At 68.6% G+C, this 25,533-nt stretch carries 24 protein-coding genes; 13 read left to right on the top strand and 11 right to left on the bottom strand.

The window, feature by feature from the left end; translation table 11 throughout:
• Positions 1-100: 100 nt before the first annotated feature.
• Genes hpnK through FHS98_RS07415 form a run of 3 tightly spaced genes read left to right on the top strand, consistent with a single transcriptional unit; the run spans position 101 to position 2,497 of the window.
• Complete coding sequence (hpnK, locus tag FHS98_RS07425) at positions 101-964, top strand: hopanoid biosynthesis-associated protein HpnK (protein ID WP_243847904.1); 864 nt, start codon at positions 101-103, stop codon at positions 962-964.
• Positions 965-989: 25 nt separating this feature from the next.
• On the top strand, positions 990-1,970 hold the full coding sequence (locus tag FHS98_RS07420) for a lysylphosphatidylglycerol synthase domain-containing protein (RefSeq protein ID WP_167102321.1): 981 nt from the start codon (positions 990-992) through the stop codon (positions 1,968-1,970).
• Positions 1,925-2,497, top strand: a complete 573-nt coding sequence (locus tag FHS98_RS07415) for a DUF2141 domain-containing protein (protein ID WP_243847903.1) — start codon at positions 1,925-1,927, stop codon at positions 2,495-2,497. The genes FHS98_RS07420 and FHS98_RS07415 overlap by 46 nt, the downstream gene beginning before the upstream one ends.
• 129 nt (positions 2,498-2,626) lie before the next feature.
• On the opposite strand, the gene FHS98_RS07410 is transcribed toward FHS98_RS07415, so the two are convergent.
• From FHS98_RS07410 to FHS98_RS07400, 3 genes are read right to left on the bottom strand one after another with little or no spacing between them, the layout of a single operon-like run.
• Positions 2,627-4,426: an acyl-CoA dehydrogenase C-terminal domain-containing protein gene (locus tag FHS98_RS07410; protein ID WP_167102318.1), complete on the bottom strand. Its 1,800-nt coding sequence runs from the start codon at positions 4,424-4,426 to the stop codon at positions 2,627-2,629.
• A gap of 14 nt (positions 4,427-4,440) precedes the next feature.
• The gene (locus FHS98_RS07405; protein ID WP_167103019.1) at positions 4,441-6,768 is read right to left on the bottom strand and encodes a 3-hydroxyacyl-CoA dehydrogenase/enoyl-CoA hydratase family protein; all 2,328 of its coding nucleotides are present in this window, start codon (positions 6,766-6,768) and stop codon (positions 4,441-4,443) included.
• 2 nt (positions 6,769-6,770) lie between these two features.
• A complete protein-coding gene (locus FHS98_RS07400) occupies positions 6,771-7,907 on the bottom strand; it encodes a thiolase family protein (RefSeq protein WP_167102315.1) in 1,137 nt (378 codons plus the stop codon).
• 196 nt (positions 7,908-8,103) lie between these two features.
• Between FHS98_RS07400 and FHS98_RS07395 the strand changes: the two genes are divergently transcribed.
• The 5 genes from FHS98_RS07395 (at position 8,104) to FHS98_RS07375 (ending at position 13,878) form a co-directional block, all read left to right on the top strand.
• Positions 8,104-8,502 carry a DUF2147 domain-containing protein gene (locus FHS98_RS07395; RefSeq protein ID WP_243847902.1) on the top strand — a complete coding sequence of 133 codons (399 nt, stop codon included), beginning with the start codon at positions 8,104-8,106 and terminating at the stop codon, positions 8,500-8,502.
• A gap of 98 nt (positions 8,503-8,600) precedes the next feature.
• Positions 8,601-9,968, top strand: coding sequence for an OmpP1/FadL family transporter (locus tag FHS98_RS07390; protein ID WP_341786038.1), 1,368 nt, complete (start codon positions 8,601-8,603; stop codon positions 9,966-9,968).
• The gene (locus FHS98_RS07385) at positions 9,968-11,662 is read left to right on the top strand and encodes a long-chain-fatty-acid--CoA ligase (protein WP_167102309.1); all 1,695 of its coding nucleotides are present in this window, start codon (positions 9,968-9,970) and stop codon (positions 11,660-11,662) included. The genes FHS98_RS07390 and FHS98_RS07385 overlap by 1 nt, the downstream gene beginning before the upstream one ends.
• Positions 11,655-12,059 carry a MerR family transcriptional regulator gene (locus tag FHS98_RS07380; RefSeq protein ID WP_167102306.1) on the top strand — a complete coding sequence of 135 codons (405 nt, stop codon included), beginning with the start codon at positions 11,655-11,657 and terminating at the stop codon, positions 12,057-12,059. The genes FHS98_RS07385 and FHS98_RS07380 overlap by 8 nt, the downstream gene beginning before the upstream one ends.
• 70 nt (positions 12,060-12,129) lie before the next feature.
• Positions 12,130-13,878: a chloride channel protein gene (locus FHS98_RS07375; protein ID WP_167102303.1), complete on the top strand. Its 1,749-nt coding sequence runs from the start codon at positions 12,130-12,132 to the stop codon at positions 13,876-13,878.
• A gap of 4 nt (positions 13,879-13,882) precedes the next feature.
• Here the strand turns inward: FHS98_RS07375 and FHS98_RS07370 are convergent, their stop codons facing one another.
• The 7 genes from FHS98_RS07370 to FHS98_RS07340 all read right to left on the bottom strand — a co-directional run bounded on the left by FHS98_RS07370 (position 13,883) and on the right by FHS98_RS07340 (position 20,258).
• Positions 13,883-15,286, bottom strand: coding sequence for an efflux transporter outer membrane subunit (locus FHS98_RS07370; RefSeq protein ID WP_167102300.1), 1,404 nt, complete (start codon positions 15,284-15,286; stop codon positions 13,883-13,885).
• Complete coding sequence (locus FHS98_RS07365) at positions 15,283-16,218, bottom strand: HlyD family secretion protein (RefSeq protein WP_167102298.1); 936 nt, start codon at positions 16,216-16,218, stop codon at positions 15,283-15,285. The genes FHS98_RS07370 and FHS98_RS07365 overlap by 4 nt, the downstream gene beginning before the upstream one ends.
• The gene (locus FHS98_RS07360; protein ID WP_167102295.1) at positions 16,215-16,430 is read right to left on the bottom strand and encodes a DUF1656 domain-containing protein; all 216 of its coding nucleotides are present in this window, start codon (positions 16,428-16,430) and stop codon (positions 16,215-16,217) included. Before FHS98_RS07360 ends, FHS98_RS07365 begins: the two co-directional genes overlap by 4 nt.
• A complete protein-coding gene (locus FHS98_RS07355) occupies positions 16,427-18,466 on the bottom strand; it encodes an FUSC family protein (RefSeq protein ID WP_167102291.1) in 2,040 nt (679 codons plus the stop codon). The genes FHS98_RS07360 and FHS98_RS07355 overlap by 4 nt, the downstream gene beginning before the upstream one ends.
• On the bottom strand, positions 18,463-18,918 hold the full coding sequence (locus tag FHS98_RS07350) for a MarR family winged helix-turn-helix transcriptional regulator (RefSeq protein ID WP_167102288.1): 456 nt from the start codon (positions 18,916-18,918) through the stop codon (positions 18,463-18,465). Before FHS98_RS07350 ends, FHS98_RS07355 begins: the two co-directional genes overlap by 4 nt.
• A 61-nt stretch (positions 18,919-18,979) precedes the next feature.
• The gene (cutA, locus tag FHS98_RS07345) at positions 18,980-19,303 is read right to left on the bottom strand and encodes a divalent cation tolerance protein CutA (protein WP_167102285.1); all 324 of its coding nucleotides are present in this window, start codon (positions 19,301-19,303) and stop codon (positions 18,980-18,982) included.
• A gap of 58 nt (positions 19,304-19,361) precedes the next feature.
• Positions 19,362-20,258 (bottom strand): LysR family transcriptional regulator, encoded by an 897-nt coding sequence (locus FHS98_RS07340; RefSeq protein ID WP_167102281.1) that lies wholly within the window; start codon positions 20,256-20,258, stop codon positions 19,362-19,364.
• Between the two features lie 108 nt (positions 20,259-20,366).
• Between FHS98_RS07340 and FHS98_RS07335 the strand changes: the two genes are divergently transcribed.
• Complete coding sequence (locus tag FHS98_RS07335) at positions 20,367-21,866, top strand: CoA-acylating methylmalonate-semialdehyde dehydrogenase (RefSeq protein WP_341786037.1); 1,500 nt, start codon at positions 20,367-20,369, stop codon at positions 21,864-21,866.
• Positions 21,867-21,984: 118 nt separating this feature from the next.
• Here FHS98_RS07335 and FHS98_RS07330 read toward each other — a convergent pair whose 3' ends face one another.
• Positions 21,985-22,293, bottom strand: a complete 309-nt coding sequence (locus FHS98_RS07330; protein ID WP_167102278.1) for a GIY-YIG nuclease family protein — start codon at positions 22,291-22,293, stop codon at positions 21,985-21,987.
• Between the two features lie 67 nt (positions 22,294-22,360).
• On the opposite strand from FHS98_RS07330, the gene FHS98_RS07325 reads away from it, so the two are divergent.
• The 4 genes from FHS98_RS07325 to FHS98_RS07310 all read left to right on the top strand — a co-directional run bounded on the left by FHS98_RS07325 (position 22,361) and on the right by FHS98_RS07310 (position 25,532).
• Entirely contained in the window at positions 22,361-23,503 is a 1,143-nt protein-coding gene (locus FHS98_RS07325; protein ID WP_167102275.1) for an acyl-CoA dehydrogenase family protein, read from the top strand.
• A complete protein-coding gene (locus tag FHS98_RS07320; RefSeq protein ID WP_167102272.1) occupies positions 23,500-24,273 on the top strand; it encodes an enoyl-CoA hydratase in 774 nt (257 codons plus the stop codon). The genes FHS98_RS07325 and FHS98_RS07320 overlap by 4 nt, the downstream gene beginning before the upstream one ends.
• Positions 24,274-24,391: 118 nt before the next feature.
• Complete coding sequence (gene mmsB / locus FHS98_RS07315) at positions 24,392-25,282, top strand: 3-hydroxyisobutyrate dehydrogenase (protein ID WP_167102269.1); 891 nt, start codon at positions 24,392-24,394, stop codon at positions 25,280-25,282.
• 76 nt (positions 25,283-25,358) lie between these two features.
• Entirely contained in the window at positions 25,359-25,532 is a 174-nt protein-coding gene (locus FHS98_RS07310; RefSeq protein WP_167102266.1) for a hypothetical protein, read from the top strand.
• The last annotated feature ends 1 nt before the right edge of the window (position 25,533 follow it).

Below are 25,533 nucleotides of genomic sequence, written 5' to 3'. Positions count from 1 at the left end.
CCCTTTCGCCATGCTGACGCAGGTCAGCATCCATTCGCGCTCCGTCGGGGGAGCGCGAATGGACCCTGAAACAAGTTCAGGGTGACGAGGAATGGACGGGATGGCACGCACTCTCATCGTCACCTCGGATGATTTCGGGGCGTCGCCCGCCGTCAACGAGGCGGTCGAGCGAGCGCACGCCCACGGCATCCTCACCGCCGCCTCGCTGATGGTGGCCGGCGATGCCGCCGCCGATGCGGTGGCGCGCGCGAAGCGGCTGCCGGCGCTAGGCGTGGGGCTGCATCTCGTGCTGGTCGAGGGGCGGCCGATGCTGCCGGCGCGCGAGGTGCCCGATCTTGTCGACGAGACCGGCCATTTCCGCACCAACATGGCGCTGGCCGGCGTCAACTTCTTCTTCCGCCCCTCCGTCCGCCGGCAGCTCGCGGCCGAGATCGAGGCCCAGTTCGCCGCCTTCCACGCGACCGGCCTGCCGCTCGATCATGTCAACGCGCACAAGCATTTCCACCTGCACCCGACGATCGCCGGCCTGATCCTCTCGGTCGGCCGCCGCTACGGGCTCGCCGCCGCCCGCGCGCCGGTCGAGCCGCTGGAGATGATCGCCGCGATCGAGCCCACCCCGCAGACGCTCGCCGGGCGCATCGCCGGGCCTTATGCGAAGAGCGTCGCCCGCCGCTTCCGCGCCGCCGGGCTGGTGGTGCCGGACCGGGTGCTCGGCCTCGCGTGGAGCGGGCGCATGACCACCGCGCGGGTCCGAGCCCTGATCGAGCGGCTCCCCGACGGCGTCTCCGAGCTTTACTGCCATCCCGCCACCGAGGACGAGTATCCGGGCTCGGCGCCGGGCTACGCCTATCGCGCCGAGCTGGCGGCGCTGCTCGACCCCGGCGTCCGTGCGGCGGTGACGCAACGCGGCATCCGGCTCGGTCGTTTCGCCGATATTCCGGGGAAGCGGGAGCTGGCGGCATGAGCATTTCGAAAGGCCCGAAGACACAGTGACGTCCCATCTGCGCTGGCCGATCGCGCTGGCCACCCTTGCAGGCCTCGGCGCCGCCATCTGGGCGATCGGCTCGGTCGGCTTCTCCGCGCTCGCCCATGCCGCGCTGCGCATGGGGGCCGGCGGCTTCCTGCTGTTCTGCGTCGGCAGCCTCGCGCTCTCCGCCATATTGGGAGCGGCGTGGCTCGCCTCGATGCCGGGGCAGCCGCTCCGCCAATGGCCGCTCTTCACCTGGGCGCGGATGGCGCGCGAGGGAGCGAACGATCTCCTGCCCTTCAGCCAGGTCGGCGGCCTCGTCGTCGGCGCGCGGACGCTGACCGGCGCCGGCCTGCCGGGTGCCCGCGTCTATGCCGCGATGGTGGTGGACCTCACCACCGAGATGGCGGGCCAGGTGGTGTTCACGCTGTTCGGCCTCGCCGTGCTGGGCTCGGTGCTGGTCGACGGCACGCAGCACAATGTCGCGCCGCTGGCATGGGTGGGCGCGGGCGTCACCATCGCGATGACCGGCGCCTTCATCCTGCTCCAGAAACCGATGCTGAAGCTGGCCGGCGCGCTGGCCGAGCATCTGCTGCCCAACGCGCATATCTCGCTCGACCGGCTCCATGCCGAACTGTCGGACATCTACCGGCGGCGCGGCGCGGTGGCGATGTCCTTCCTGCTCAACCTGCTCGGCTGGTTGGCGGCGTCGCTGCTCGGCGCGCTGGCGCTGATGCTGATCGGCGATCCGATCCCGGTGTGGCGCGTGATCGCGCTCGAAAGCCTGATCTTCGCGATCCGCGCCGCCGCCTTCGTCATCCCCGGCGCGATCGGCGTGCAGGAGGCGGGCTATGTGCTGCTGGGGCCGCTGCTCGGGCTCGATCCGCAGGCGGCGGTGGCGCTGTCGCTCATCAAGCGCGCGCGGGATATCGTGATCGGCCTGCCCTCGCTGATCGCATGGCAGGCGAACGAGATGCGGCCGCGCCGGGCGGGCAGGGCCTGATGCGGCGGGCGGGCCAGCTTCTCGCGGCGCTACTCGCCGTCGCAGCCGCGCCGCCGCCGTCCGCGCCGGAGCCCGGTACCGACGAGGGCCATTGCCGCCCCGGAGACAGCAGCCCCACCATCGAAGTCAGCGTCGAAGGCCTCAAGGACCGCACCGGCGTGCTGCGGCTGGAGCTTTATTCCTCCGATCCCAAGGATTTCCTCGCCGGCGACAAGGATCTGCTGGCCGCCGGCAAGACCTTCCGCCGCGTCGTCGAGGCGCCGCCCGCGAGCGGCCCGGTGAAGATGTGCCTGCGCGCGCCCGCTCCCGGCACCTATGCGCTGGCGCTGATCCACGATCGCGACAACAAGCGCAGCTTCAGCATCTGGCACGACGGCGTCGGCTTCGCGGGCAATCCCCCCGTCACCCATGGCAAGCCGCCGCCCGAAAAGGCCCGCATCACCATCGGAAACGGGCGGACAGAAACCGTCATCATCATGAACTATATGCGGGGGCTGTTCACGTTCGGGCCGATCGGGGGGAAATGATGGCCGGCATCCCGCATCGCGGGCCGCGCGCGGGGAAAGCGCTGCGGACCGCCAGTTATTCGCGCTTCTGGGCGGAGATCCTGATCTGGGCGAGCCGCCGCTGCCCGCACTGAGCGGCGGCTCCCCCGGTCAGAAGGCGTCGGCGTCCAGCGCCATCAGCGAGCGCTTGCCCGACTTGATGGCGAGGAACATCGCCGTCGCCTGCGGCAGGATGCGATCGAAGAAGAAGGACGCGGTGGCGAGCTTCGCCTTGTAGAAACCCGCATCCTCGCCCGCCCCTTCCGCAAGCCTGGCGGTCGCGATCGTCGCGGCCTTGAGGAAGGTGTAGCCGATGCCGACCAGCCCCATCAGGCGCAGATAGTCGGTGGCGGCGGCACCCGCCTCCTCGGGGTCTTTCAGCCCTTTCTGCGCGATCATGCCGGTCGCAAGCTGGAGCGCGCCGAACGCCTGCTGGAGGCCGCCGGTGAAGGCTTTCAGCGCCTTGTCCTCGGGCGCGCCCATCTCCTCGATCAGGTTGGAGACGGCGTGGAAGAAGGGCCTGAGGTTCCGCCCCATGTTCGCCGGCAGCTTGCGGCCGACAAGGTCGAGCGCCTGCACGCCGTTGGTGCCCTCGTAGATCTGGGCGATGCGGCTGTCGCGGACGAACTGCTCGACGCCATGCTCGCGGATATAGCCGTGCCCGCCATAGGTCTGGACGGCGAGATTGGCCGCTTCCGAGCCGAAATCCGTGAACAGCGCCTTCACCACCGGGGTCATCAGCGCGATGAAGTCGGTGGCGCGCTGCTTCACCTCGGGGTCGTCCGAATGCTTCTCGGCGTCGAGCGCGCGCGCGCACCATTGGCCGAGTGCGCGGCAGCCTTCCGCATAGGCGCGCATCGTCATCAGCATCCGGCGCACGTCCGGGTGGACGATGATCGGGTCCGCCGGCAGGTCCGGGCGCTTCGGGCCGGAGAGCGAGCGGCCCTGCAAGCGGTCCTTCGCATAGGCGACGGCCGACTGGTACGCGATCTCGTTGATGCCGAGGCCCTGCACGCCGACCGAGACGCGCTCGGTATTCATCATCGTGAACATCGCCGCGAGGCCCTTGTTGGGCTCGCCGACGATCCAGCCGGTCGCCTCGTCGAAGTTCATCTGGCAGGTGGCGGACGCCTTCATGCCCATCTTGTGCTCGATCGCCGCGACCGAGACGCCGTTGGACGGGCCGGGCGTGCCGTCGTCCTTGGGCAGGAACTTGGGCACGAGGAAGAGCGAGATGCCCTTCACGCCCTTGGGCGCATCGGGAAGCCGCGCCAGCACGAGGTGGATGACGTTCGACGTCAGGTCATGGTCGCCGGCCGAGATGAAGATCTTGGAGCCGGTGACCTTGTAGCTGCCGTCCGCCTGCGGCTCGGCCTTGGTGCGCAGCAGGCCGAGATCGGTGCCGCAATGCGATTCGGTGAGGCACATCGTCCCCGACCATTCGCCGCTGACCATTTTGGGCAGATAAGCCTGCTTGAGCGCATCGGTGGCATGGCCCTCAATCGCGGTGGTCGCGCCGTGGGTGAGGCCGGGATAGAGGCTGAAGGACAGGTTGGTCGAGCAGATCATCTCCTCGACCAGCTTGTTCACCGTCTCCGGCAATCCCTGCCCGCCCCATTCGGGATCGGAAGCGAGCGCCGTCCAGCCGCCTTCGCGGAAGGTGTCGTAAGCCTGCCTGAAGCCCTGTGGCGTGCGGACGACGCCATTCTCATAATGGCAGCCCTCGATGTCGCCGCTCGCGTTGAGCGGCAGCAGCACGTCCTTGGCGAGCTTGTTGGCTTCCTCCAGCACCGCGTCGAGCAGGTCTGGGGTGAACTCCTCATGCGCCTTGAGGCCGCCGAAGCCGTCGCCCTCGAACAGCTCGTGGAGCACGAAGCGCATGTCGCGCAGCGGCGCGTCATAGGTCTGCATCGTCTCTTGTCCTCTCAGTTGCGCAGCGGCTTGCCGGTGGTGAGCATATGCTCGACACGGGCCTGCGTGCGCGGATCCTTGACGCTGGCGAGGAACGCCTTGCGCTCCAGACGCAGCAACTGCTCCTCGGTGACGGTATCGACCAGATCGGCCTCGCCGCCGGTCAGCACCTCGGCCAGACGATCGGAGACGACACCGTCATAGGCGGTGGCCATGCCCTTCTTCTGGAAGTCCTTGACCGCGAGGCCGAGCCCGACGCGCCCGCTCTCGCCGGGCAGCCTGAACACAGGCGGCTCGGGCGGGGTGTAGCCGTCGGCCAGCGCCAGCGCCTTCGCCTTGGCGTCGGCCAGCAGCCGGTCGCGGTTCATGGTGATGCCGTCCGTCTCCCGCAGGAAGAGATGCTCCTTGGCCTCCGCGGCCGACTTGGCGACGGTCGCGGTCGAGACGGTCTGGAACACCTTGGCGACGGCCGGCATCGGCCCCCTGGGCATCGCCTTGGCCTTCTGCCAGCGATCGAGCATCTCGCCGTTTCCGCCCCAGCCCGGCACCAGCCCGACGCCGCATTCGACGAGGCCGATATAGGTCTCGGCATGGGCCTGGATGGCGTCCGCGTTGAGGCAGATCTCGCACCCGCCGCCGAGCGCGAGGCCCGCCGGCGCCGCGACCACCGGGAAGGGCGCATATTTGAGCGCCTTGAACGCCGCCTGCCCGCCCGCGATCAGCTTGTCGATCTCGCTCCACGCCGCGATGTTCACCGCGAACAGCGCGAGGCCGAGGTTCGCGCCCGCCGAGAAGTTCGAGCCCTCGTTGTAGACCACCAGCGCCTTGAACTGCGCCTTCACCAGCGGGATCGCCTGTTGGATGAGCTTGATGATCTCCTCGTCGAAGGAGTTCATCTTGCTGGTGAACTCGAGCACGACGACGCCGTCGCCCACATCCCACAGCGAGGCCGAGGCGTTCCTGAGCAGCGGCTCGGAATGGCGCTTGATGTCCTCCAGCAGCACCACGCCCTCGGCGCGGACGACATCGCGATAGCTGCCGTCGGCCGCGAGATACTGCCGCTTGCCGTTCTCGACGCGGTAGAAGGGGTTGGTCCCCGCCGCCTTGAGCAGCGCCGGCACCGGACGGCCCTCCGCCGCCAGACGCTCGGCAAGCTTGCCCGGCCCGAGCTTGTCGATCAGCTCGAACGGCCCGAACTTCCAGTTGTAGCCGAGTTTCATCGCATCATCGATGGCGACGATGTCGTCCGCCGCCTCGCCGACCAGCTTGGCCGCATAGGACAGAACATGGCCGAGGATCGTCCACGCATAGTCGCCGGCCTTGCCGGGCAGCGCGACGAGCGCGGCGAGATCCCTGTCGGCCTTGCCGGGCAACTTCTCGGGCTTGCGCTCCGGGCGATATTCGCCGGTCGAAAGGTCGAGCGCGAACTTGGTGCGCTTGCCGTCCGCGCCCTTCTCCAGCTTGTAGAAGCCGCCCTTGCCCTTTCGGCCGGTGAAGCCGTCCGCGATCATCCTGTCCACGAGCGGCATCGGCCGCACCGTGTCGAAATAGGGATCGCCCGCGGGCAGGGTGGAGGACAGGCTCTTCGAGAGCAGCGGCATCAGGTCCACGCCGACCAGATCGATCAGCGCGAAGATGCCGGTCTTGGGCACGCCCATCGGGCTGCCGCCGATCTGGTCCGCCTCCTCGATCGAGACGCCGAGGTCCATCGCCGCGTTGACCGCGATGGCGAGCCAGTAGGTGCCCAGGCGATTGGCGATGAAGCCCGGCGTGTCCTTGGCTCGGATCACCCGCTTGCCGAGCGCGCGGTCGGCGAAATCCTCGACCTTGCGGGCCAGCGCCTCGTCGGTCGCCGGGCCGGTGACGATCTCCAGCAGCCGCATGTAGCGCGGCGGGTTGAAGAAGTGGGTGATGAGGAAATCGCGCTTGAACTGGTCCGAACGGCCCTCGACCAGCCTCTCCAGCGGGATGGTCGAGGTGTTGGAGGAGACGGCGGTGCCCGGCTTCTTCACCTCTTCCAGCTTGGCATAGAGCGACTGCTTGATGTCGAGCCGCTCGACGATCGCCTCCACGACCCAGTCGCATTCCGCGACGCGGCCGAGATGATCGTCGATATTGCCCGTCTCGACCAGCTTGGCCGCGCGCTTCGACATGAAGGGCGCCGGATCGGTCTTGAGCATTTTCGCGACCGCGCCCTTGGCGATGGCGTCGCGATCGGCGCCGTCCTTCGGCACGATATCGAGCAGGAGCACCGGCACGCCCGCATTGGCGACCTGTGCGGCGATGCCCGCGCCCATCGTGCCGGAGCCGATGACGCAGACTTTCCTGATGCTGTCGGCCATGGTCATGCGCGCTCCAGAACGGTGGCGATGCCCTGCCCGCCGCCGATGCACTGGGTGGCGAGCGCGTACTTGCCGCCCTCGCGCTCCAAGAGCGCCGCCGCCTTGCCGACGATGCGCGCGCCGGTAGCGCCGAGCGGATGGCCGATGGCGATCGCGCCGCCGTCGATGTTGATCGTCTCTTCCTTGAGGCCGAGATCGCGGATGCAGGCGATCGCCTGGCTGGCGAAGGCCTCGTTGATCTCGACCACGTCGAGGTCGGCGGCGGTGATGCCGGCGCGCTCCAGCGCCTTCCTGGACGCGCCGATCGGGCCGAGGCCCATCGTCTCGGGCGCGCAGCCCATGATGCCGACCGACTTGATCTTGGCGAGCACCTTGAGGCCATGCTTCGCGGCGAACTCCGCCGAGGTGACGAGCACGGCAGACGCGCCGTCGGTCAGCGGCGAGGAGGTGCCGGCGGTGACGGTGCCGTCCTTCGAGAAGGCGGGCTTGAGGCCGGCGAGGATCTCGGCGGTGGTGTCCGGGCGGATGATGCCGTCCTCGGAGACATCGCCGGTCTTCGTCCTGATCGGGATGATCTCGTCGCTGAGCTTGCCCGAGGCGCGGGCGGCGGCGGCCTTCTGCTGGCTCTTCACCGCGAGCGCCTCCTGCTCGGCGCGGGTGATCTGGTATTTCCCGGCGACATTCTCCGCCGTCTCGCCCATGCCCATATAGGCGCCGGGGCGCTTGGCGACGAGCTCCGGCGAAGGCAGCGGGTTGAAGCCCATCATCGGCACCCGGCTCATCGATTCGATGCCCGCGCAGATGAAGGCCTCGCCCGCGCCGATCGCGATCTGGCCCATCGCATAATGGATCGCGCTCATCGACGAGCCGCAGAAGCGGTTGATCGTGACGCCGCCCACCTGAAGCGGGAAGTCGGCCAGCAGGCCGATGAGGCGCGCCACGTTGAGGCCCTGCTCGCCCTCGGGGAAAGCGCAGCCGAGCACGATGTCCTCGATCTCGGCCGGATCGACCTTGGTCTTCTCCAGCAGCCCGCGAATCGTCTGGGCGGCGAGATCATCCGGCCGGACACGCGCCAAGGCGCCCTTGTTGGCGAGGTGGAAGGGCGAACGGGCGTAACCCGCGATCACGACATCGGTCATGCGAATCCTCTCCAAGAACGGCCCGGACGATCAGTGCCGCGCCGTGTTGCCTTTAAGGTGCGATGATTTCCCTATACGTCAACCAAATTTTCGGTCACAGTCTGCGAGTCGCCCCGCCCCAGCGGCGGGTGACGACCATAAGCGCCATCAAAGAGCGCGGGTATGTTGAGAAGCATATGGAGGAGAGGCGATCGTGATGACGATGCTTTTCGCGGCGTTGCTCGCCGCCCCGTCGGCCGACAGCGTCGTCGGCCAGTGGATGACCGAGACCCGCCACGGGATCGTCAACATCCAGCGCTGCGGACCCTCGATCTGCGGCACGCTCATCACGTCGGACGGCATCAAGGCCAATCCGGCGCTGAAGGACGCCAACAACAAGGACGAGAAGCTTCGCGATCGTGCGCTGAAGGGCGTCACCATGCTGCAAGGGTTCACCCAGAGCGACGGCATGTGGGACGGCGGCACCATCTACAACGCCGAGGACGGCCGCATCTACAAAGCGCGAATCACGCCGGTGGATGCCAACACGCTCAAGCTGCGCGGCTGCGTGTTCGTCCCTCTTTGCAAAACGCAAACCTGGACCCGCGTACGCTAAGCGTCCGCCGGCAGTCCGCCGACCAGCAGTAGGGGAGTTGCATAATGAGAATCCGTAGGGGAATCGCCCGAAAGGGAGCGCTGGCTGCCGCCACCGCGGTGTCCGCTCTGGCGATGGCGGGGCAGGCCCATGCCGCCGCTTTCTACATTCAGGAGCAGTCGACCAAGGGCCTCGGCCGCGCCTTCTCGGGCGAAGTGTCCGAACAGGGCGCGCAGCAGATGTGGTGGAACCCCGCCGCGATCGGCGGCATCGACAGCATCCAGAACTATGTCGGCTTCACCGCGATCATCCCGCACGCCGACGCCACCAACGTCAATTCGACGATCACCCGGCCGGGCTTCCCGCTGGGCGCCGCGGTCGGCATTCCGGCGCTCGGCAACATCGCGGGCGGCACCTATCCGGTGGGCGGATCGCAGAACACGCACAACCCGATCAACACCGGCTATCTGCCCAATGGCGGCTTCGCGCTGCCGCTCGGCGACAGCCTGGCGTTCGGCTTCACCATGACGTCGCCGTACAGCTTCACCAGCAATTACGACGCCGATAGCTGGGCGCGCTATGCCGCCGACAAGTCGCGCCTGCGCACCTTCGATCTCCAGCCGGTACTCGCCTATCACAGGGGCGGGCTCAGCATCGGCGCCGGGCCGAACGTGGAATATGTCCGCGCGACGCTCAGCAACTATCTGCCCGATCCGCTGCCGAGCCTGGCCGGCATCCCGGTCGTCGGCCCCGGCCTGTCGGCGGCGCTCAACACCAATGACGGCCACCAGTATCTCAAGGGCTCGGGCTGGGACGTCGGCTTCTCGGCCGGCTTCCAGTATCATAACGACAAGATCGATCTCGGCGTCAGCTACAAGTCGAAGATCAAGCATCATCTGAAGGGCCACCTCATCATCGACGGGCTGACCGGCCTGCTCGCGACGCAGGGCGCCAACCAGCGCGTCGACGACGCCCATGCCGACTTCACCACGCCCTGGCAGGTGATCTTCGGCGCCCGTTACCATGTCACGCCGCGGCTCACCCTCAACGGCCAGATCACGCGCTTCGGCTGGAGCAAGTTCGACGCGATCAACCTGTCCAACCTCGGCGCCAATGCCGATCAGTCGGTGCCGGAGAAATACCACAATAGCTGGACCTATGCGGGCGGCGTGGACTTCAAGGTGACGCCGGTCTGGACGCTGCGCGCCGGCGTGCAGCGCGATCTGTCGCCGATCGGCGCCGGCGAGCGCGATCCGCGCGTGCCCGACGGCAACCGCTGGAACTTCGCGGCGGGCACCAGCTACGCCATGACCAGCCACTTCACGATCGACGCGGGCGCCAGCTACGACAAGATCAAGAGCAACCCGATCGACAAGACCGAGGCCGCCTATGTGGGCACCCCGCTCCAGACGATCATCCAGAATGACGGCGTGCTGCACAACGCCAACGCCGTCATCCTTTCCATTGGCGGGAGCGTGACCTTCTGATGACTATGCCGGCCGTTCATTCCGGGGAGCGGCCGGCGCCGCCGGGGGGTGGCCCGACCGGCCAATCCCCCACCTTCGCGCCGCGGCTGCTGACGGACCTGCTCGACAATGCCGTCGCCCGCTGGGGCGAGCGGATCGCGATCGATTTCCTCGGCCATCGCTGGACCTACGGCGAATTGGGAACGCTGGTGGAGCACGCCGCGCGCGGGCTTCAGGATATCGGCGTGAAGCCGGGCGACCGGGTCGGGCTCTGCCTGCCCAACATGCCGCATTATGTGATCCTCTATTTCGCGACGCTCAGGATCGGCGGCATCGTCGTCAACCTGAACCCGCTCTATGTCGAGCGCGAACTCTGCCACCTTCTGGAGGATTCGGGCGCCAGCGTCGTCGCCACCGTCGACATCGCCTCGATCCACGACAAGGTCACCCACGTCGCCGAGAAGGTCGGCGTGCGCAAGCTGATCGTGTGCCCGCTGTCGGAGGCGCTGCCGCGCTTCAAGTCGATCGCCTATCGCGTTCTGAAGCGGAAGGAGATCGCGCACGTCCCGCATGACGCGCTGCACATGTTCTTCGCCCAGCTCACCGCCAACCACCGGCCGCACACGCCGATCACGGTGGCGCCGGACGACGTGGCCGTGCTCCAATATACCGGCGGCACCACCGGCGAGCCCAAGGCGGCGATGCTGACCCATGCCAATCTCACCGCCAATTCGGCGCAGATGATCGCCCATGTCGGCCACCTGCCCGACGAGCAGGAGCACACGCTGGGCGTCCTCCCGCTGTTCCACGTCTTCGCGCTGACGACGGTGCTCAATTACTCGGTCGACACCGGCGCCGAGATGGTGCTGCTGCCGCGCTTCGAGCTGAAGCAGATGGTGGACACGGTCGCCCGCACCCAATGCACCCAGCTTCTCGCCGTGCCGACCATCTATGGCGCGCTGAACGGCCTGCCCGACAGCGAGCTGGCCAAGCTCAAGTCGGTCAGGCGCTCGATCTCGGGTGGCGCGCCGCTGCCCTTCGACGTGCGCCAGCGCTTCGAGGCGCGGATGGGAACGCCGGTGGTGGAGGGCTATGGCCTGTCCGAGGCCTCGCCGATCATCACCTGCAATCCGCTCGGGAAAGAGCCCAAGGACAACAGCGCCGGCCCCGCCTTCCCCGGCACGACGATCGAGATCCGCGATCTCGACGATCCGCACAAGATTCTGCCGGTCGGCGAGCGCGGGGAGATCTGCGCGCGCGGGCCGCAGATCATGAAGGGCTATTGGAACCGCCCCGACGCCAACCAGGAGGTGTTCGTCGACGGGGCGCTGAGGACGGGCGACGTCGGCTATCTCGACGAGGACGGCTATCTCTTCATCGTCGACCGCATGAAGGACATGATCCTGTGCGGCGGCTACAACGTCTATCCGCGCACCATCGAGGAAGCGCTCTACGAGCATCCGGCGGTGGCGGAAGCGGTTGTCATCGGCGTGCCCGACACATATCGCGGCCAGGCGCCGAAGGCGTTCGTGTCGCTGCGGCCGGGCATGGCCGCCACGCCCGAGCAGCTCCGCGGCTTCCTCACCGACAAGCTCAGCAAGATCGAGATGCCCCGCGAAATCGAAATCCGAGACAATCTGCCCAAGACGCTCATCGGCAAGCTCTCCAAGAAGGAACTGATCGCAGAGGAGCTGGCGAAGGCCGCCCATGACTGACGATGGCCCCAAGGCGCAGGGCGACACCGACCTCAGGGGCATTCAGCAGGTCGCGTCCGATCTCGGCGTCACCACGCGGACGCTGCGCTTCTACGAGGACAAGGGGCTGATCGAGCCGCGCCGGGTGGGCACGACGCGCGTCTACACAAGGCGCGAGGTCGGGCGGATGCATCTCATCCTGCGCGGCAAGCGGCTTGGCTTCTCGCTCCGCGAGATCCAGGAGTTCCTCGACCTCTACGACGCCGATCCGCAGCATGTGGAGCAGATGCGCCGCCTTGCCACCCGCGCCCGCGAGCGTGCCGACGAGCTGGAGCAGCAGAAGATCGCGATCGAGCAGACCATCGTCGAGCTGCGCCAGATCGAGCGCGAGGCGCTGGAGCGCGTCGAGGGCGCCTGAGCCGACGTTCGACGGGTGACAGTCGGCCCCGTCATGCTACAGGCGGAGGGTCTGGGGGAGGCTCGTCCGGGTGCGATACCATAAGACCCTGCGTTATTTCGTCATTCTACGCCGCCAATTCCGGCAGAGCGAAGCGAGCTTCATCCTGCTCGCCGTTCTGGTGGGTGCGCTCGGCGGCGGGCTGGCGGTCGCGCTGGGGCTGGCGGCGCACATGCTCCAGCATCTCCTCTACGCGCTGCCCGGCACGACCCGGCTGAGCGGGATGACCGCGCTCGAGCCGATCCGGCTGCTGGCGCTGCCGCTGGGGGGCGCGCTGCTCGGCCTGCTCCACCTCGCGCTCCAGCGCTGGCGGCGGCGCACGCCGGTCGACGTCGTCGAGGCGAACGCGCTGCATGGCGGCGCCGTGCCCTTCCGCGACAGCCTGACGGTGACGGGGCAGACCTTCATCTCCAACGGCTTCGGCGCCTCGGTGGGGCTGGAGGCGGCCTATGCGCAGATCGGCGGCGGGCTCGCCTCGGTGATCGGCCGCTGGTTCAGCCTGCGCCGTTCGGACCTGCGCACATTGGTCGGCGCCGGCACGGGCGCTGCGATCGGCGCGGCGTTCGGCGCGCCGCTGACCGGCGCCTTCTACGCCTTCGAGATCGTCATCGGCGCCTATACGCCCGCCGCGATCGCGCCCGTCGCCGCCGCCACCATCGCCGGCGTCGCCACCGCGCGGACGCTGGGCGCGGTGCCCTATCTCATCACCGCCGCGTCGACCGGCATCACCCGCAACCTGGATTATCTCGCCTTCGTCGGCATGGGGCTGGCCTGCGCCTTCGTCGGCATCCTGCTGATGCGGGCGGTGAGCCTGCTCGAGATCGGCGTGCGCAAGACCGGGCTACCGCCCGCGCTCCGCCCGATGATGGGGGGCATCCTGCTGATGCCGATCGCCTATCTCGCCCCGCAGGCGCTCTCGGCGGGCCACGAGGCGCTGCACCTCACCCTCGCCAGCGACGTGCCGCTCGCCATGCTGTGCGCGATCTTCGGGCTGAAGATGCTGGCCTCGTCGGTGTCGCTCGGCTTCGGCTTCCGCGGCGGGCTGTTCTTCGCCTCGCTCTATCTCGGCGTGCTGGTCGGACGCATCTATGCCGACGTGGTGGAGCTGTTGCTGCCGGGACAGCATCTCTGGACGCAGGACGCCGCGCTGGTCGGCATGGCGGCGCTGGCGGTGTCGGTGATCGGCGGGCCGATGACGATGAGCTTCCTGGTGTTGGAGGCGACGCGCGATTTCCAGCTCACCGCGATCGTGCTCACCGCCTCGCTGGTGGCGAGCGCGCTGGTGCGAGAGCTGTTCGGCTACAGCTTCTCGACCTGGCGCCTGCATCTGCGCGGCGAGGTCATCAAGTCGGCGCGCGACATCGGCTGGGTGCGCCAGCTCACCGCCGGCAAGATGATGCGGCGCGCGCCCGCCTGCCTCCCCGCGGACACCAGCATCGCGGAGTTCCGCCGCCGCACCCCGCTCGGCTCGACCAGCCGCGTCGTGCTGCTCGACGAGAAGAATCAGTATGCCGGGCTGGTGCCGACCGCGCAGGCCTATGTCGACGGGCTCGACCTTCATGCCAAAGCGACCAGCCTCGCCCGCCACCCCGACGACACCATCACGCCGGACAGGAACATCGCCGAGGTGATGCAGGTGTTCGACCGGCTGGGCGTCGACGATCTCGCGGTGGTCGCCACCGACGGCACGCTGCTCGGCCTGCTGACCGAGGCGCATGTCCGCAAGCGCTATGCCGACGAGCTGGAGAGCGCCCAGCGCGACCTGTTCGGCGAAAGCTGAACCCTTATTCCTCCCAGCCGCCGCCGAGCGCCAGGAACACGTCGATCTGCCGGTCCGTCAGCTCCGACTGCGAGGCGGCGAGCGCGGCCTCGGCATTGGCGAGGTTGGACTGCGCGGTCAGCACGTTGATGAAGCCGGTGCGGCCGAAGCGGAACAGGCGGTTGGCCTGATCGCTCGCCTTCTCGGCATCGTCGCGCGCCAGTGCGAGCGCATGGTCATGGTCGATCTCGCGCGCATAGGCGGTAAGCGCCGTCTCGGTCTGGCGCAGCGCCTCGATCACCGTGCCGTCGAAGCGCGCGGAGGCGATGTCCGCCGCCGCGCCCGCCGCGTGGATGCGCGCATGGATCAGCTTGCGGTTGGGGAAGTTCCACGACACCAGCGGGCCGATGCCGCCGCCGAACGTGTCGCCCGAGTTGAACAGCTTGAACGGGCCGGCAAAGCCCATCGAGCCGCCCAGCGTCACCTTGGGATACAGCTCCGCCATCTCGACGCCGATCGTGGCGGTGGCGGCGGCGAGGTTGCGCTCGGCCGCGCGGATGTCGGCGCGGCGGCGGATCAGGGCCGAGCCGTCGCCGATCGGGATGGGCTGCCTGAGCGCGGGCGGGGCCGGACAGCTTTCCAGCTCCCTGGGATAGTCGGACGGCGCGCGGCCCATCAGCGCCGCCAGCTCGAACAGCGCCGCCTGACGTTTGGCGATGATCGTCGGGATGGCGGCGGCGCTCTGGTCGGCGGCGCCGCGCGCGCGCGTCACGTCGAAATTGGTGCCGCGCCCGCCCTTGAACAGCCGATGGGTGACGTCGAGCGTCTGGCGCTGGATGTCGAGCACATGTTGCGTCGCCGCCAGCGTGCGGTTGGCCGAGCAGGCCGCCGCATAGCTCCGCGTCACCGCCGCCGCGATCGCGACGCGGACCTGATCGCGTGCCGCCTGCGCCGCCTCGGAACTGTCCTTCGCCGCCTCGATCCCGCGACGGATGCCGCCCGCCAGATCGAGCGGATATTCGACGCCGACCCCCAGCGTGTAGGAATAAGCGGTGCCCGGCAGCGGCTCGGTGAAGAAGCCCACCCGCGCCGCCTCGGCACCGGTGGTGATGCTGGTCTGGATGGTGCGCCCGGCCTCCGCCTCGCGCACGATATAGCTCGCGCGGCGCAGGTTGGCGTCGGCGGCGCGCAGGTCGGTATTCGCCTTCAGCGCCTCGGTGACATAGCTGTCCAGCCGTGCATCGTCATAGAGCCGCCACCAGTGATCGGGCAGCGGCGCCTGCGCATAAGCCGGCTCATCCCCGCTCGCGAAGGCGCGGTTGGCGGCCGGCGCCTTGGCCATGGCGTTATCCGGCACATGATAGTTCGGCCCCGCCGTGCAGGCGGCCAGCGCCAGCGCGAGCAGGGAAGCGGCGGGCGCGATCCTCACCGGCGCGGCCCCTGCGTGTTGGCGGCGGGCTGGGGTTGCGGCTGGGGCTGCGCCGGCTTCTGCTGCTCGGGCTGGAGGATGGTGACGGTGGCCGTCCGCCCGGCGATGAGCTGCGTGCCCCTGGGCATCCGGTCGACATGGATGCGGACCGGAATGCGCTGCGCGAGGCGGACCCAACTGAAGGTCGGCTGCACCTCGCGGAGCTGATTGGCGGTATCCTTGCTCTGATCGTCGGCGATGCCGGCGCTGATGCTGTCGACATGGCCTTCGAGATCGCGCTCGTCGCCCATCAGGCGGATCTTCGCCTTGTCGCCGACATGGATGTGGCGGAGCTTGGTCTCCTCGAAATAGCCCTCGATGCGCAGCGAATCCATGTCGACCACCGCCATCGCCTGATGGCCGGCGCCCAGATAGTCGCCCGGATGCAGATCGAGATTGGTGACGATGCCGTTCACCGACGCGCGGATCGCGGTGCGCGCGACGTTGAGCGAGGCGGTCTGGCGGGCGGCCAGCGCAGCGTCGAGCGCGGCGGCTGCGGTCGCCACCTTGGCGACATTCTCCTCATGCGTCTCGGTCGCGACCAGATCGCCCAATGCGAGGTCGCGCTTCGCCACGCGGCGCGCCTGCTCCAGCGTGGCCCGCGCGCTGGCGATGCTGGCGTCCGCCTGGTTGAGCGCATCGGCGTAACGTGGCTGGTCGACCACGAACAGCAGATCGCCCTTGTGGACGAACTGGTTGTCCCTCACCGCCACGGAGGTCACCAGCCCGCCGACGTCCGGCGCCACGCGCACCACGTCAGCGCGGACATGGCCGTCGCGCGTCCAGGGATCGGTCTCGTAATGGCGCCACAGCCGGACCGCCACGAGGACGGCCAGCACGACGATGCTCAGGGTCACGGCCCAGCGGGCGAGCGGCGCGAGGATACGGTTCATGGATGCAGTCCGAATGTGGTCGTGAGGGAGGCCAGAAGGCCGAGGATGAGCAGGAACAGCGCCACGTCCACCAGCGGACGATAGGCGACCAGCCGATAGGCGCCCACCAGCGCCAGCAGGCGCGAGAGCAGCACGACGATCGCCAGCGCCGCGATGGCGAGCACCAGCAGCGAGGGCAGGAACACGCCCCCGATCGAAACCTCGCCGATCATGCGGGCGATCCCCTGTAGGCCGGCGCCTGCGGGAACAGGTTGCGGCGCAGGCTGGTGAGCAGCACGAGGCCCTGCCGCCGCCGCTCGGCCAGCGGATCGGCGGCGAAGGCGGCCACGGTGCGGTCGATCTCGGTGAGCAGCCCTTCGGGCGGCGGCACCGTCCGCACCGGATCGAGATCGATGAAATGGCGCCAGATGCCGGCCAGCGTATCGGCGATCAGCCCGTGCTGCTCGGGCGTGGAGCTGTGGCCGAGCCGATCCAGCTCACCGGCGACGAAGCCGATGCGCAGGTCCACCAGCGCGTCGAGCAGCGGCTTGCCGGGATCGGGCGCCTGCTTCGCCAGCCGGGGCAGCAGCAGGCCGATCCGGTCGAGCATCCCGCTCGTCCAGCGCGCGGTGCCCGGCGCCCGGCCCCGCGCGCGGCGGGCCACGTCGCGCCAGCCGGCGCGGACCAGACGGGCGACGCTGTGCTCGGTGCCGATCGTCTGGAACAGCCCGACCGTCACCACCGCGAACCCGGTGCCGACGAGTTGCGACAGAGCCCCGTTGGCGAAGGCCGCGAAACTGTCCTTGTAGGTGGCGTTCAGCCCCACAGTGTTGGGGAAGGCGAGCAACATGCCGAGCGACACCAGCGTCAGCGGCGGCCGCGCCAGCATCGATCCCATCAGCAGCAGCGGCGGCGCCAGCACGGCGGCGAGCGTGACGAAATCGGTGGTGCGGGGCAGGATCGCATAGGCCCACAGCATCGCCACGCCGAGCCCGATCGCCGAGCCGATGAAGAAGGTGAAGATCACCGGCCCCGGATCGTCGACATTGCCGAACAGCGCGCAGCACACCCCCGCGATCAGCACCGCGCCCGCGCCGTCCGGCCAGGCGGTGCCGATCCAGAAGGCGCAGCCGAGCGCGATGGTGGTGATGGTGCCGAAGGCGGCGCGCACCGCAAGCCCCCGATCGCGATGGAGCGCACGCCCCCCGGCCTGCGCCAGCAGCTCGCCGACGCGCGGCGAGAGCGCGCGCGGGCTGGGCGAGTGGATCTGATCCTGAAGATCCCGGCAGTCGCGATGCGCGGCGATCAGGTCCGCCACGCGCGCCAGCAGGTTGAGCAGCAGCATGTCGCGCCAGACCGGCTCCGGCCCGCCGGGGGGCGGCTCCAGCATCCGCGCCTCGTCGATCATCCGGGCGGCGGTCTCGCCCCGATCCGGCCTGTGTACGCCGCCCTCCAGCCAGATGCGGACCCGCCCGACATACTCCGCGACGGGCTCCGGCACCCCATCCTCGCAGGCGGAGAGCGCCACCAGCCGGTCCTCCACCGTGCTCGCCAGCGGCAGGAAGAGCGAAAGCTGATCCTCCATCGCCCGCACCGTCCGCACGCGGGGCAGCAGGCGCGCGGTGTCGAACGGCAGGTGGATCGAGAGCTGGTGCAGCTCGGAGAGATCGATGGCGAGGCGGCGGCGTTCGCGATCCAGCGTCTCCTCGCGCACGCCCGACAGCGCGGCGCGCGACCAGCGCTCGGCATCGTTGAGGATCGTCTCGATCCGCTGGAGCAGCCGCGCCGTCACCGAACGCGGCAGCACGAGGCCGTGGACCAGGCTGCCCGCGAGGATGCCGATGGTGATCTCCTGCACGCGCAGGCTCGCCACGTCGAAGATCGCGCCCGGCGTATCCACGCTCGGGAAGCCGATGATGCTGGCGGTGTAGCCGGCCAGCAGGAAGATGTACGCGCGCGGCGTCCGGTCGAGCAGCGAGACATAGAGGCACGCGCCCAGCCACAGCGCCAGCGCCATGCTGAGCACCGCCGGTTCGTTGACGAAGGTGGGCACCAGCACCACCGCCGCCGTCGCGCCGAGCAGCGTGCCGATCAGCCGGAACGCCGCCTTGGAGAGCACCGCGCCGGCCAGCGGCTGCGCCACGATGTAGGAGGTCGTCACCGCCCAATAAGGCCGCACGAGCCCGATCCTGAGCGCGACATAATAAGCCAGCATCGCCGCGATGAAGCATTTGACCGAGAAGAGCACGGCCTCCGCGTCGGCCTTCACCGCGCCTTCTCCCGCTGGGCCAGCATCCGCTGGTCGAGCCAGGCGAGCACCCGGTTGGCGGTATCGAGATCCTTGTCCTCGACGCCCTCGAACAGATGATGGCGGATCGCGCGGAGCGAGGTTTCGATCCGGCCCACCATCGCGCGGCCGGGCTCGGTCAGAAAGATGCGGTTGGCGCGGCGATCCCGCGCGTCGGTGCGGCGTTCGGCCAGGCCGGCCGCCTCGAGCTGATCGACGAGGCGCACCAGCGATGCGCCCTGTATGTCGAGCGCCACGGCCAGCTCCGTCTGGCGCACGCCGTCGCCGAGCCGCCCGACATGGAGCAGCAGCCAGCCCGTCGCATCGGACAGGCCGAGATCGGCCACGGCGCGATCGGCCTCCGCCCGCCAGCGGCGCGCGAGCGGCAGGATGCGGCGCGCGAACTCCGCTTCGGCTTCGGCTCGTGAAATCATTAGTGGCCTAATCATTTTAAGGCGGCCAAAATGCAAGCCGAAAATCGGGGTGGAGGCCGCATCAGGATGCGGGCCTCACCTGCTCGGCGATCCAGTCGAGATAGTCCGCCGCGCCGCCGATCACGGGCGTCACCAGCACCTCGGGCACGGCATAGCTGTGGAGCGCGAGGATGCGGGCCTGCACGGCGAGCGCGCGTTCGGCGCTGGTCTTGATCGTGAGCAGCAATTCGCTGGCCTGCTCCACCTCGCCCGCCCAGCGATAATGGCTCTCGATGGCGGACACCTGCACGCAGGCGGCGAGCCGTTCCTCGACGAGCGCGCCGGCAACGCGATGCGCGTCCTCCCGCCCCGCGACGCTGGTCGTGATGACAACGCATTCGGTCACCGTCGCCCCCTCCGCCCGCCGATTCGTAGCCGCCAAGATCGCACGCCCGGCGGGAAAGTCACGCCCCGCCGCGACCGGCCAGCAGGGCGGCCGCGGACGCCACCTCGTCGCGCAGCCAGGCGATGAACGCCTCCACCCGCGCCACGCGGCGCATGTCGCGATGGACGACCAGCCAGAAGCTCCGCTCGATCGACACCTCGCGCCTGAGCACACGCACGAGACCGGGCGTGGTGTCGCCGAGGAAGCAGGGCAGGATGCCGCATCCCGCGCCGCTCGCGATCAGACGCGCCTGCGCGGTGATGCTGGAGGATCGGATCTCCGCCTCCAGCCGCTCGTCCACCTCGGCGAGATAGCGCAGCTCGGGCGCATAGATGAGATCGGGCACATAGCCGACCAGCCGCCGCCGGGTGAGCGCATCGACACTCTCGACCGGCCCGGTGCGATCGAGATGCTCGCGCGCGGCATAGACGCCCAGCCGATAGTCGGTGAGCTTGGCGGCGATCAGCGGGCCGCCCCGTGGCCGCGCGAGCATGATCGCGATATCCGCCTCGCGCCGGGAGGGATTGAGGAAGCCGGTCGACGCGATCAGGTCCACCGCCACGCCGGGATGCCGCCCGGCGAAGCCCGCGAGCCGAGGCGCGATGAAGCCGCTGCCGAAGCCTTCCGACACGCTCAGCCGGATCGTGCCGCCGAGCGCCGCCCCCTCCTCCGCCTGCTGCTGCACGGCACGCGCCCCCGCCTCCATCGCCTCGGCATGGGCAAGCAGGCGATGGCCGCCTTCGGTGAGGCTCTGACCCGCCGGTCCATGCTCGAACAATGTGGTGGCGAGCGCCGCCTCCAGCCGCTGGATGCGCCGGGCGACGGTGGTGGCGTCCTGCCCCGCCGCGCGCGCCGCCGCCGCCAGCGTGCCGGTGCGCGCGAGCGCGAGGAAGACGCGCATGTCGTCCCAGTTCATCGCGGGAAAATCCCGCCCTGCGATTTCGCAGATCGTGTTTGCATTTCGTCGCCCTTGCCTGCGGGACTGCATAGGCCGATGACGGCCCAAACGACAAGGAGAGGCAGTGTGCTGGATATCGGCCATGTGATCGCCGGTGGCGCTTCGGATGCGGCAAGCGCGCGCTACGGCGACGTTTTCGATCCCAATTCGGGCAAGGTGCAGAAGCGCGTGGCGCTGGGCACCGCCGCCGATCTGGAGCGCGCCGTCGCCGCCGCGCAGGCCGCCCAGCCCGGCTGGGCCGCGACCAACCCGCAGCGCCGCGCCCGCGTGATGTTCAAGTTCAAGGAACTGGTCGAGGCGAACATGGAGGAGCTGGCGCACACGCTGGCCTCCGAACATGGCAAGGTGATCGCCGATGCCCGTGGCGATCTCATGCGCGGCCTCGACGTCATCGAGTTCAGTTGCGGCATCCCCCACGCGCTGAAGGGCGAGTTCACGCAAGGGGCCGGCCCCGGCATCGACGTCTGGTCGATGCGCCAGCCGCTCGGCATTGGCGCCGGCATCACCCCGTTCAACTTCCCGGCGATGATCCCGATGTGGATGTTCGGCGTCGCCATCGCGGTCGGCAACGCCTTCATCCTCAAGCCCTCGGAGCGCGATCCGTCGGTGCCGGTGCGCCTCGCCGAGCTGATGCTCGAGGCGGGGCTTCCCGAGGGCATCCTCCAGATCGTCCATGGCGACAAGGAGATGGTGGACGCGATCCTCGATCATCCGGCGATCGCGGCGGTGAGCTTCGTCGGCTCGTCCGACATCGCGCATTATGTCTATTCGCGCGGTGTCGCGGCGGGCAAGCGCGTGCAGGCGATGGGCGGCGCCAAGAACCACGGCATCGTCATGCCCGACGCCGATCTCGATCAGGTGGTGAACGACTTGTCCGGTGCCGCTTTCGGCAGCGCGGGCGAGCGTTGCATGGCGCTGCCGGTCGTCGTGCCGGTCGGCGAGGATACGGCGGAGCGCCTGCGCGCGAAGCTGATCCCCGCGATCAATGCGCTGCGTGTCGGCGTCTCGACCGACCCGGAGGCGCATTACGGCCCGGTCGTCACCGCCGCGCACAAGGCGAAGATCGAGAATTACATCCAGATGGGCGTCGACGAGGGCGCCGAACTGGTGGTCGACGGCCGCGGCTTCACGCTTCAGGGGCATGAGGAGGGCTTCTTCGTCGGCCCGACGCTGTTCGACCGCGTCACGACGAAGATGAAGACCTACAGGGAAGAGATTTTCGGCCCCGTCCTCCAGATCGTGCGCGCGCATGATTTCGAGGAGGCGCTGCGTCTCCCCTCGGAGCATCAATATGGCAACGGCGTCGCGATCTTCACGCGCAACGGCCACGCCGCGCGCGAGTTCGCGGCGCGCGTGAATGTCGGCATGGTCGGCATCAACGTGCCGATCCCGGTGCCGGTCGCCTATCACACGTTCGGCGGCTGGAAGCGCTCGGCGTTCGGCGACACCAACCAGCATGGCATGGAAGGCGTGAAGTTCTGGACCAAGATCAAGACCGTCACCGGCCGCTGGCCCGACGGCTCGGCCTCGGGCGACAACGCCTTCGTCATCCCGACGATGGGGTGATACGCACTCATTTTCGCGACATTTCGCCCACCCAGACGGAGTGCGAATGGATGCTGAAACAAGTTCAGCATGACGAAGATAGAAACGTCACCCTGACGAAGGTCAGGGTCCATTCGCGCTACGCCCGTGGCGGAAAGCCCAGTTCGATCGCGCGATCCTCCCATAAGGGGTTGGCACGTTCGATCAGATTAACCTTCCATTCGCGCCGCCACGCCTTGAGTTGTTTCTCCCGCGCGATGGCGGCGGGCATGGTGTCGAAAATCTCGTAGTGGACCAGCCGATGCACCGCGTAACGGCTCGTGAAACCCGCCATAGCACCACCCCGATGCTGGTGAACACGCGCCATCAGATCGGATGTCACGCCGATGTAGAGCGTTCCGTGCCTGCCACTGGCGAGGATATAGACGCAAGGCTGGCGTTCGATCATCGGGCCTAGTGAGAATGGATGCTGACCTGCGTCAGCATGACGAAAAGAGAGGATGCGGCAAGCGCCGATGACCCAGTTCGACCTCACCGACGATCAGCGCGAGATCCAGGAACTCGCCCGCCGCTTCACCGCCGACGCCATCACCCCCCACGCCGCCGAGTGGGACGAGAAGCACATCTTCCCCCGCGCCACCGTCAAGGCCGCCGCCGAGCTCGGCTTCGGCGCCATCTATGTGTCCGAAGAGTCGGGCGGCATCGGGCTCGGCCGGCTGGAGGCCGCGCTCATCATGGAGGCGATGGCCTATGGCTGCCCCTCCACCTCCGCCTTCATCTCGATCCACAACATGGCGACCTGGATGATCGATCGCTTCGGCGGCGAGGCGGTGAAGGCCAAATACCTCCCCGATCTCGTCCAGTGCGAGCGGATCGCCTCCTATTGCCTCACCGAGCCGGGCTCGGGCTCCGACGCCGCCGCGCTCAAGACCAAGGCGGTGCGCGACGGCGACCATTATGTCGTCACCGGCTCCAAGGCCTTCATTTCGGGCGGCGGCGAGAATGAGGTCTATGTCGTCATGGTCCGCACCGGAGAGGACGGGCCGAAGGGCATCTCCTGCCTCGTGATCGAGAAGGACATGGCGGGCGTCAGCTTCGGCGCGCAGGAGAAGAAGCTCGGCTGGCGCTCGCAGCCGACGGCGCAGGTGAATTTCGACGGCGTGCGCGTGCCGGTGGAGAATCTGGTCGGCGCCGAGGGCGAAGGCTTCAGGATCGCGATGGCGGGCCTCGACGGCGGCCGCATCAACATCGGCGCCTGCTCGCTTGGCGGCGCCCAGCGCGCGCTCGACGAGGCGCAGCGCTACACCTCCGAGCGCCGCCAGTTCGGCACCCGCATCATCGATTTCCAGAACACCCAGTTCCAGCTCGCCGACATGGCGACCGAGCTGGAGGCCGCCCGCGCCCTCCTCTACATGGCCGCCGCCAAGGTGACCGACGGCGCCCACGACAAAACCAAATTCGCCGCGATGGCCAAGCGCCTCGCCACCGACACCGGCTCGGCCGTGGTCGATCGCGCGCTCCAGATGCATGGCGGCTATGGCTATTTGCAGGACTATCCGATCGAGCGGATCTGGCGCGATCTGCGCGTCCACCGGATCCTCGAAGGCACCAACGAGATCATGCGCATGATCGTCGCGCGGGAGATGATGAAGCAATGACCTACGAAACCATCCTCGTCGAGCAGCACGACGCCGTCACGCTCCTCCGCCTCAACCGTCCGCAGGCGCTGAACGCGCTCAACTCGACGGTGCTGAAGGAGATGGTCGCGGCCGCCCGCACCTATGACGCCGATCCGAGCCAGCGCTGCATGGTCGTGACGGGCAGCGAGAAGGCGTTCGCGGCGGGCGCCGACATCAAGGAGATGGAGGCGATGGGCTTCGCCCATGCCTATGGCACCAACTTCTTCGCCGGCTGGGAGGATTTCACCCGCACGCGCAAGCCGATCATCGCGGCCGTCGCCGGCTATGCGCTGGGCGGCGGCTGCGAGGTGGCGATGATGTGCGACTTCATCCTCGCCGCCGACACCGCCAGGTTCGGCCAGCCCGAGATCAAGCTCGGCGTCGGCCCCGGCATGGGCGGATCGCAGCGGCTCACCCGCGCGGTGGGCAAGGCGAAAGCGATGGAGATGTGCCTCACCGGCCGGATGATGGACGCGGTGGAAGCCGAGCGCTCCGGCCTCGTCGCCCGCGTCGTCCCCGCCGACGAGCTTCTCGACGAAGCGATGAAGACCGCCAGGACCATCGCCTCGATGCCGCCGCTCGCGACGCTCGCCAACAAGGAGATGGTCAACGCCGCGTTCGAGACCGGCCTCGCGCAAGGCATCCTGTTCGAGCGGCGCCTGTTCGCGGGCCTGTGCGCCACCGACGACAAGGCCGAGGGCATGAAGACCTTCGTCGAGAAGCGCCCCGGCAACTGGACGGGCAAGTGATCCCACAACCGTCATCCCGGACTTGATCCGGGATCCAGAGCCTCAGGGCACAAGGTTCGGGGCTCTGGATCCTGACGTTCGTCAGGATGACGGAGACTGCAAATGGAGAGGACAGGACATGGCACGCATCGGCTTCGTCGGGCTTGGCAATATGGGCGGTGGGATGGCGCTCAACCTCGTGAAGGCGGGGCATGAGGTCGTCGCCTTCGATCTCGCCGAGCCAGCGCTCGCCCGCGCGCGCGACGGCGGCTGCGCCATCGCGGAATCCGCCGCCGAGGCCGCGGCGAAGGTCGATGCGGTCGTCACCATGCTGCCCGCAGGCAAGCATGTGGCGAGCGTCTATGGCGAGCAGATCTTCGGCGCGGTGAAGCCGGGCACGCTGCTGATCGACTGCTCCACCATCGACGTCGCCACCGCCCGCGCGGTGATCGCGCAGGCCGCGGAGCGTGGCTTCGAGATGGTCGACGCCCCCGTCTCGGGCGGGATCGCGGCGGCCAATGGCGGCACGCTCACCTTCATGGTCGGCGGCACGGATGCGGCCTTCGCGCGCGCCGAGCCGATCCTCGCCCGGATGGGCAAGGCCGTCATCCATGCCGGCGACGCGGGCGCGGGGCAGGCCGCCAAGATCTGCAACAACATGATCCTCGGCAGTCAGATGATCGCCACCTGCGAGGCGCTGGCCATGGCCGTCCGGCTCGGGCTCGATCCGCGGAAATTCTACGATATCGCGTCCAAGGCATCCGGCCAGAGCTGGTCGCTGACGAGCTATTGCCCACTGCCCGGCGTCGGCCCGGAGAGCCCCGCCGACCGCGGCTATGAAGGCGGCTTCGCGGCGGCACTGATGCTCAAGGATCTGAAGCTCGCCATGCAGGCGGCGCAGGGCGTCGACGCCGCCGTTCCGATGGGATCGGCCGCCGAGGCGCTTTATCAGAGCTTCGTGAACGCCGGCGGCGGGCACCGGGACTTTTCGGCCATCATCGCGATGCTCGACGGCCGCCAGCCCGGCTGATCGACTCCGCAACAATCGGACATCCGCCCGACAGATAGGCCTGCCACTGCCCTCTTCGATGAAGGAGAAGGCAGCGATGGCCGGGAGAATGACTCGGGCGGAGCGTTGCCGGGCCGGGCGGCACACGCCCGTTCCGGCGCGCCGACAGCCGGATGGCGATGTCGATCGCGGCGTCTGCCGCTATTGCCGCCGGCCGATCATGCGGACTCAGGCGACGCGAATCTGGTTCCTGGCGACGATGCTCGCCTGAG

It is taken from the genome of Sphingomonas oligoaromativorans (genome assembly GCF_011762195.1).
Classification (GTDB): Bacteria; Pseudomonadota; Alphaproteobacteria; order Sphingomonadales; family Sphingomonadaceae; genus Solisphingomonas; species Solisphingomonas oligoaromativorans.
Note: the sequence above shows the minus strand (reverse complement) of the source record. Positions and strands in the feature narration are given on the sequence as shown.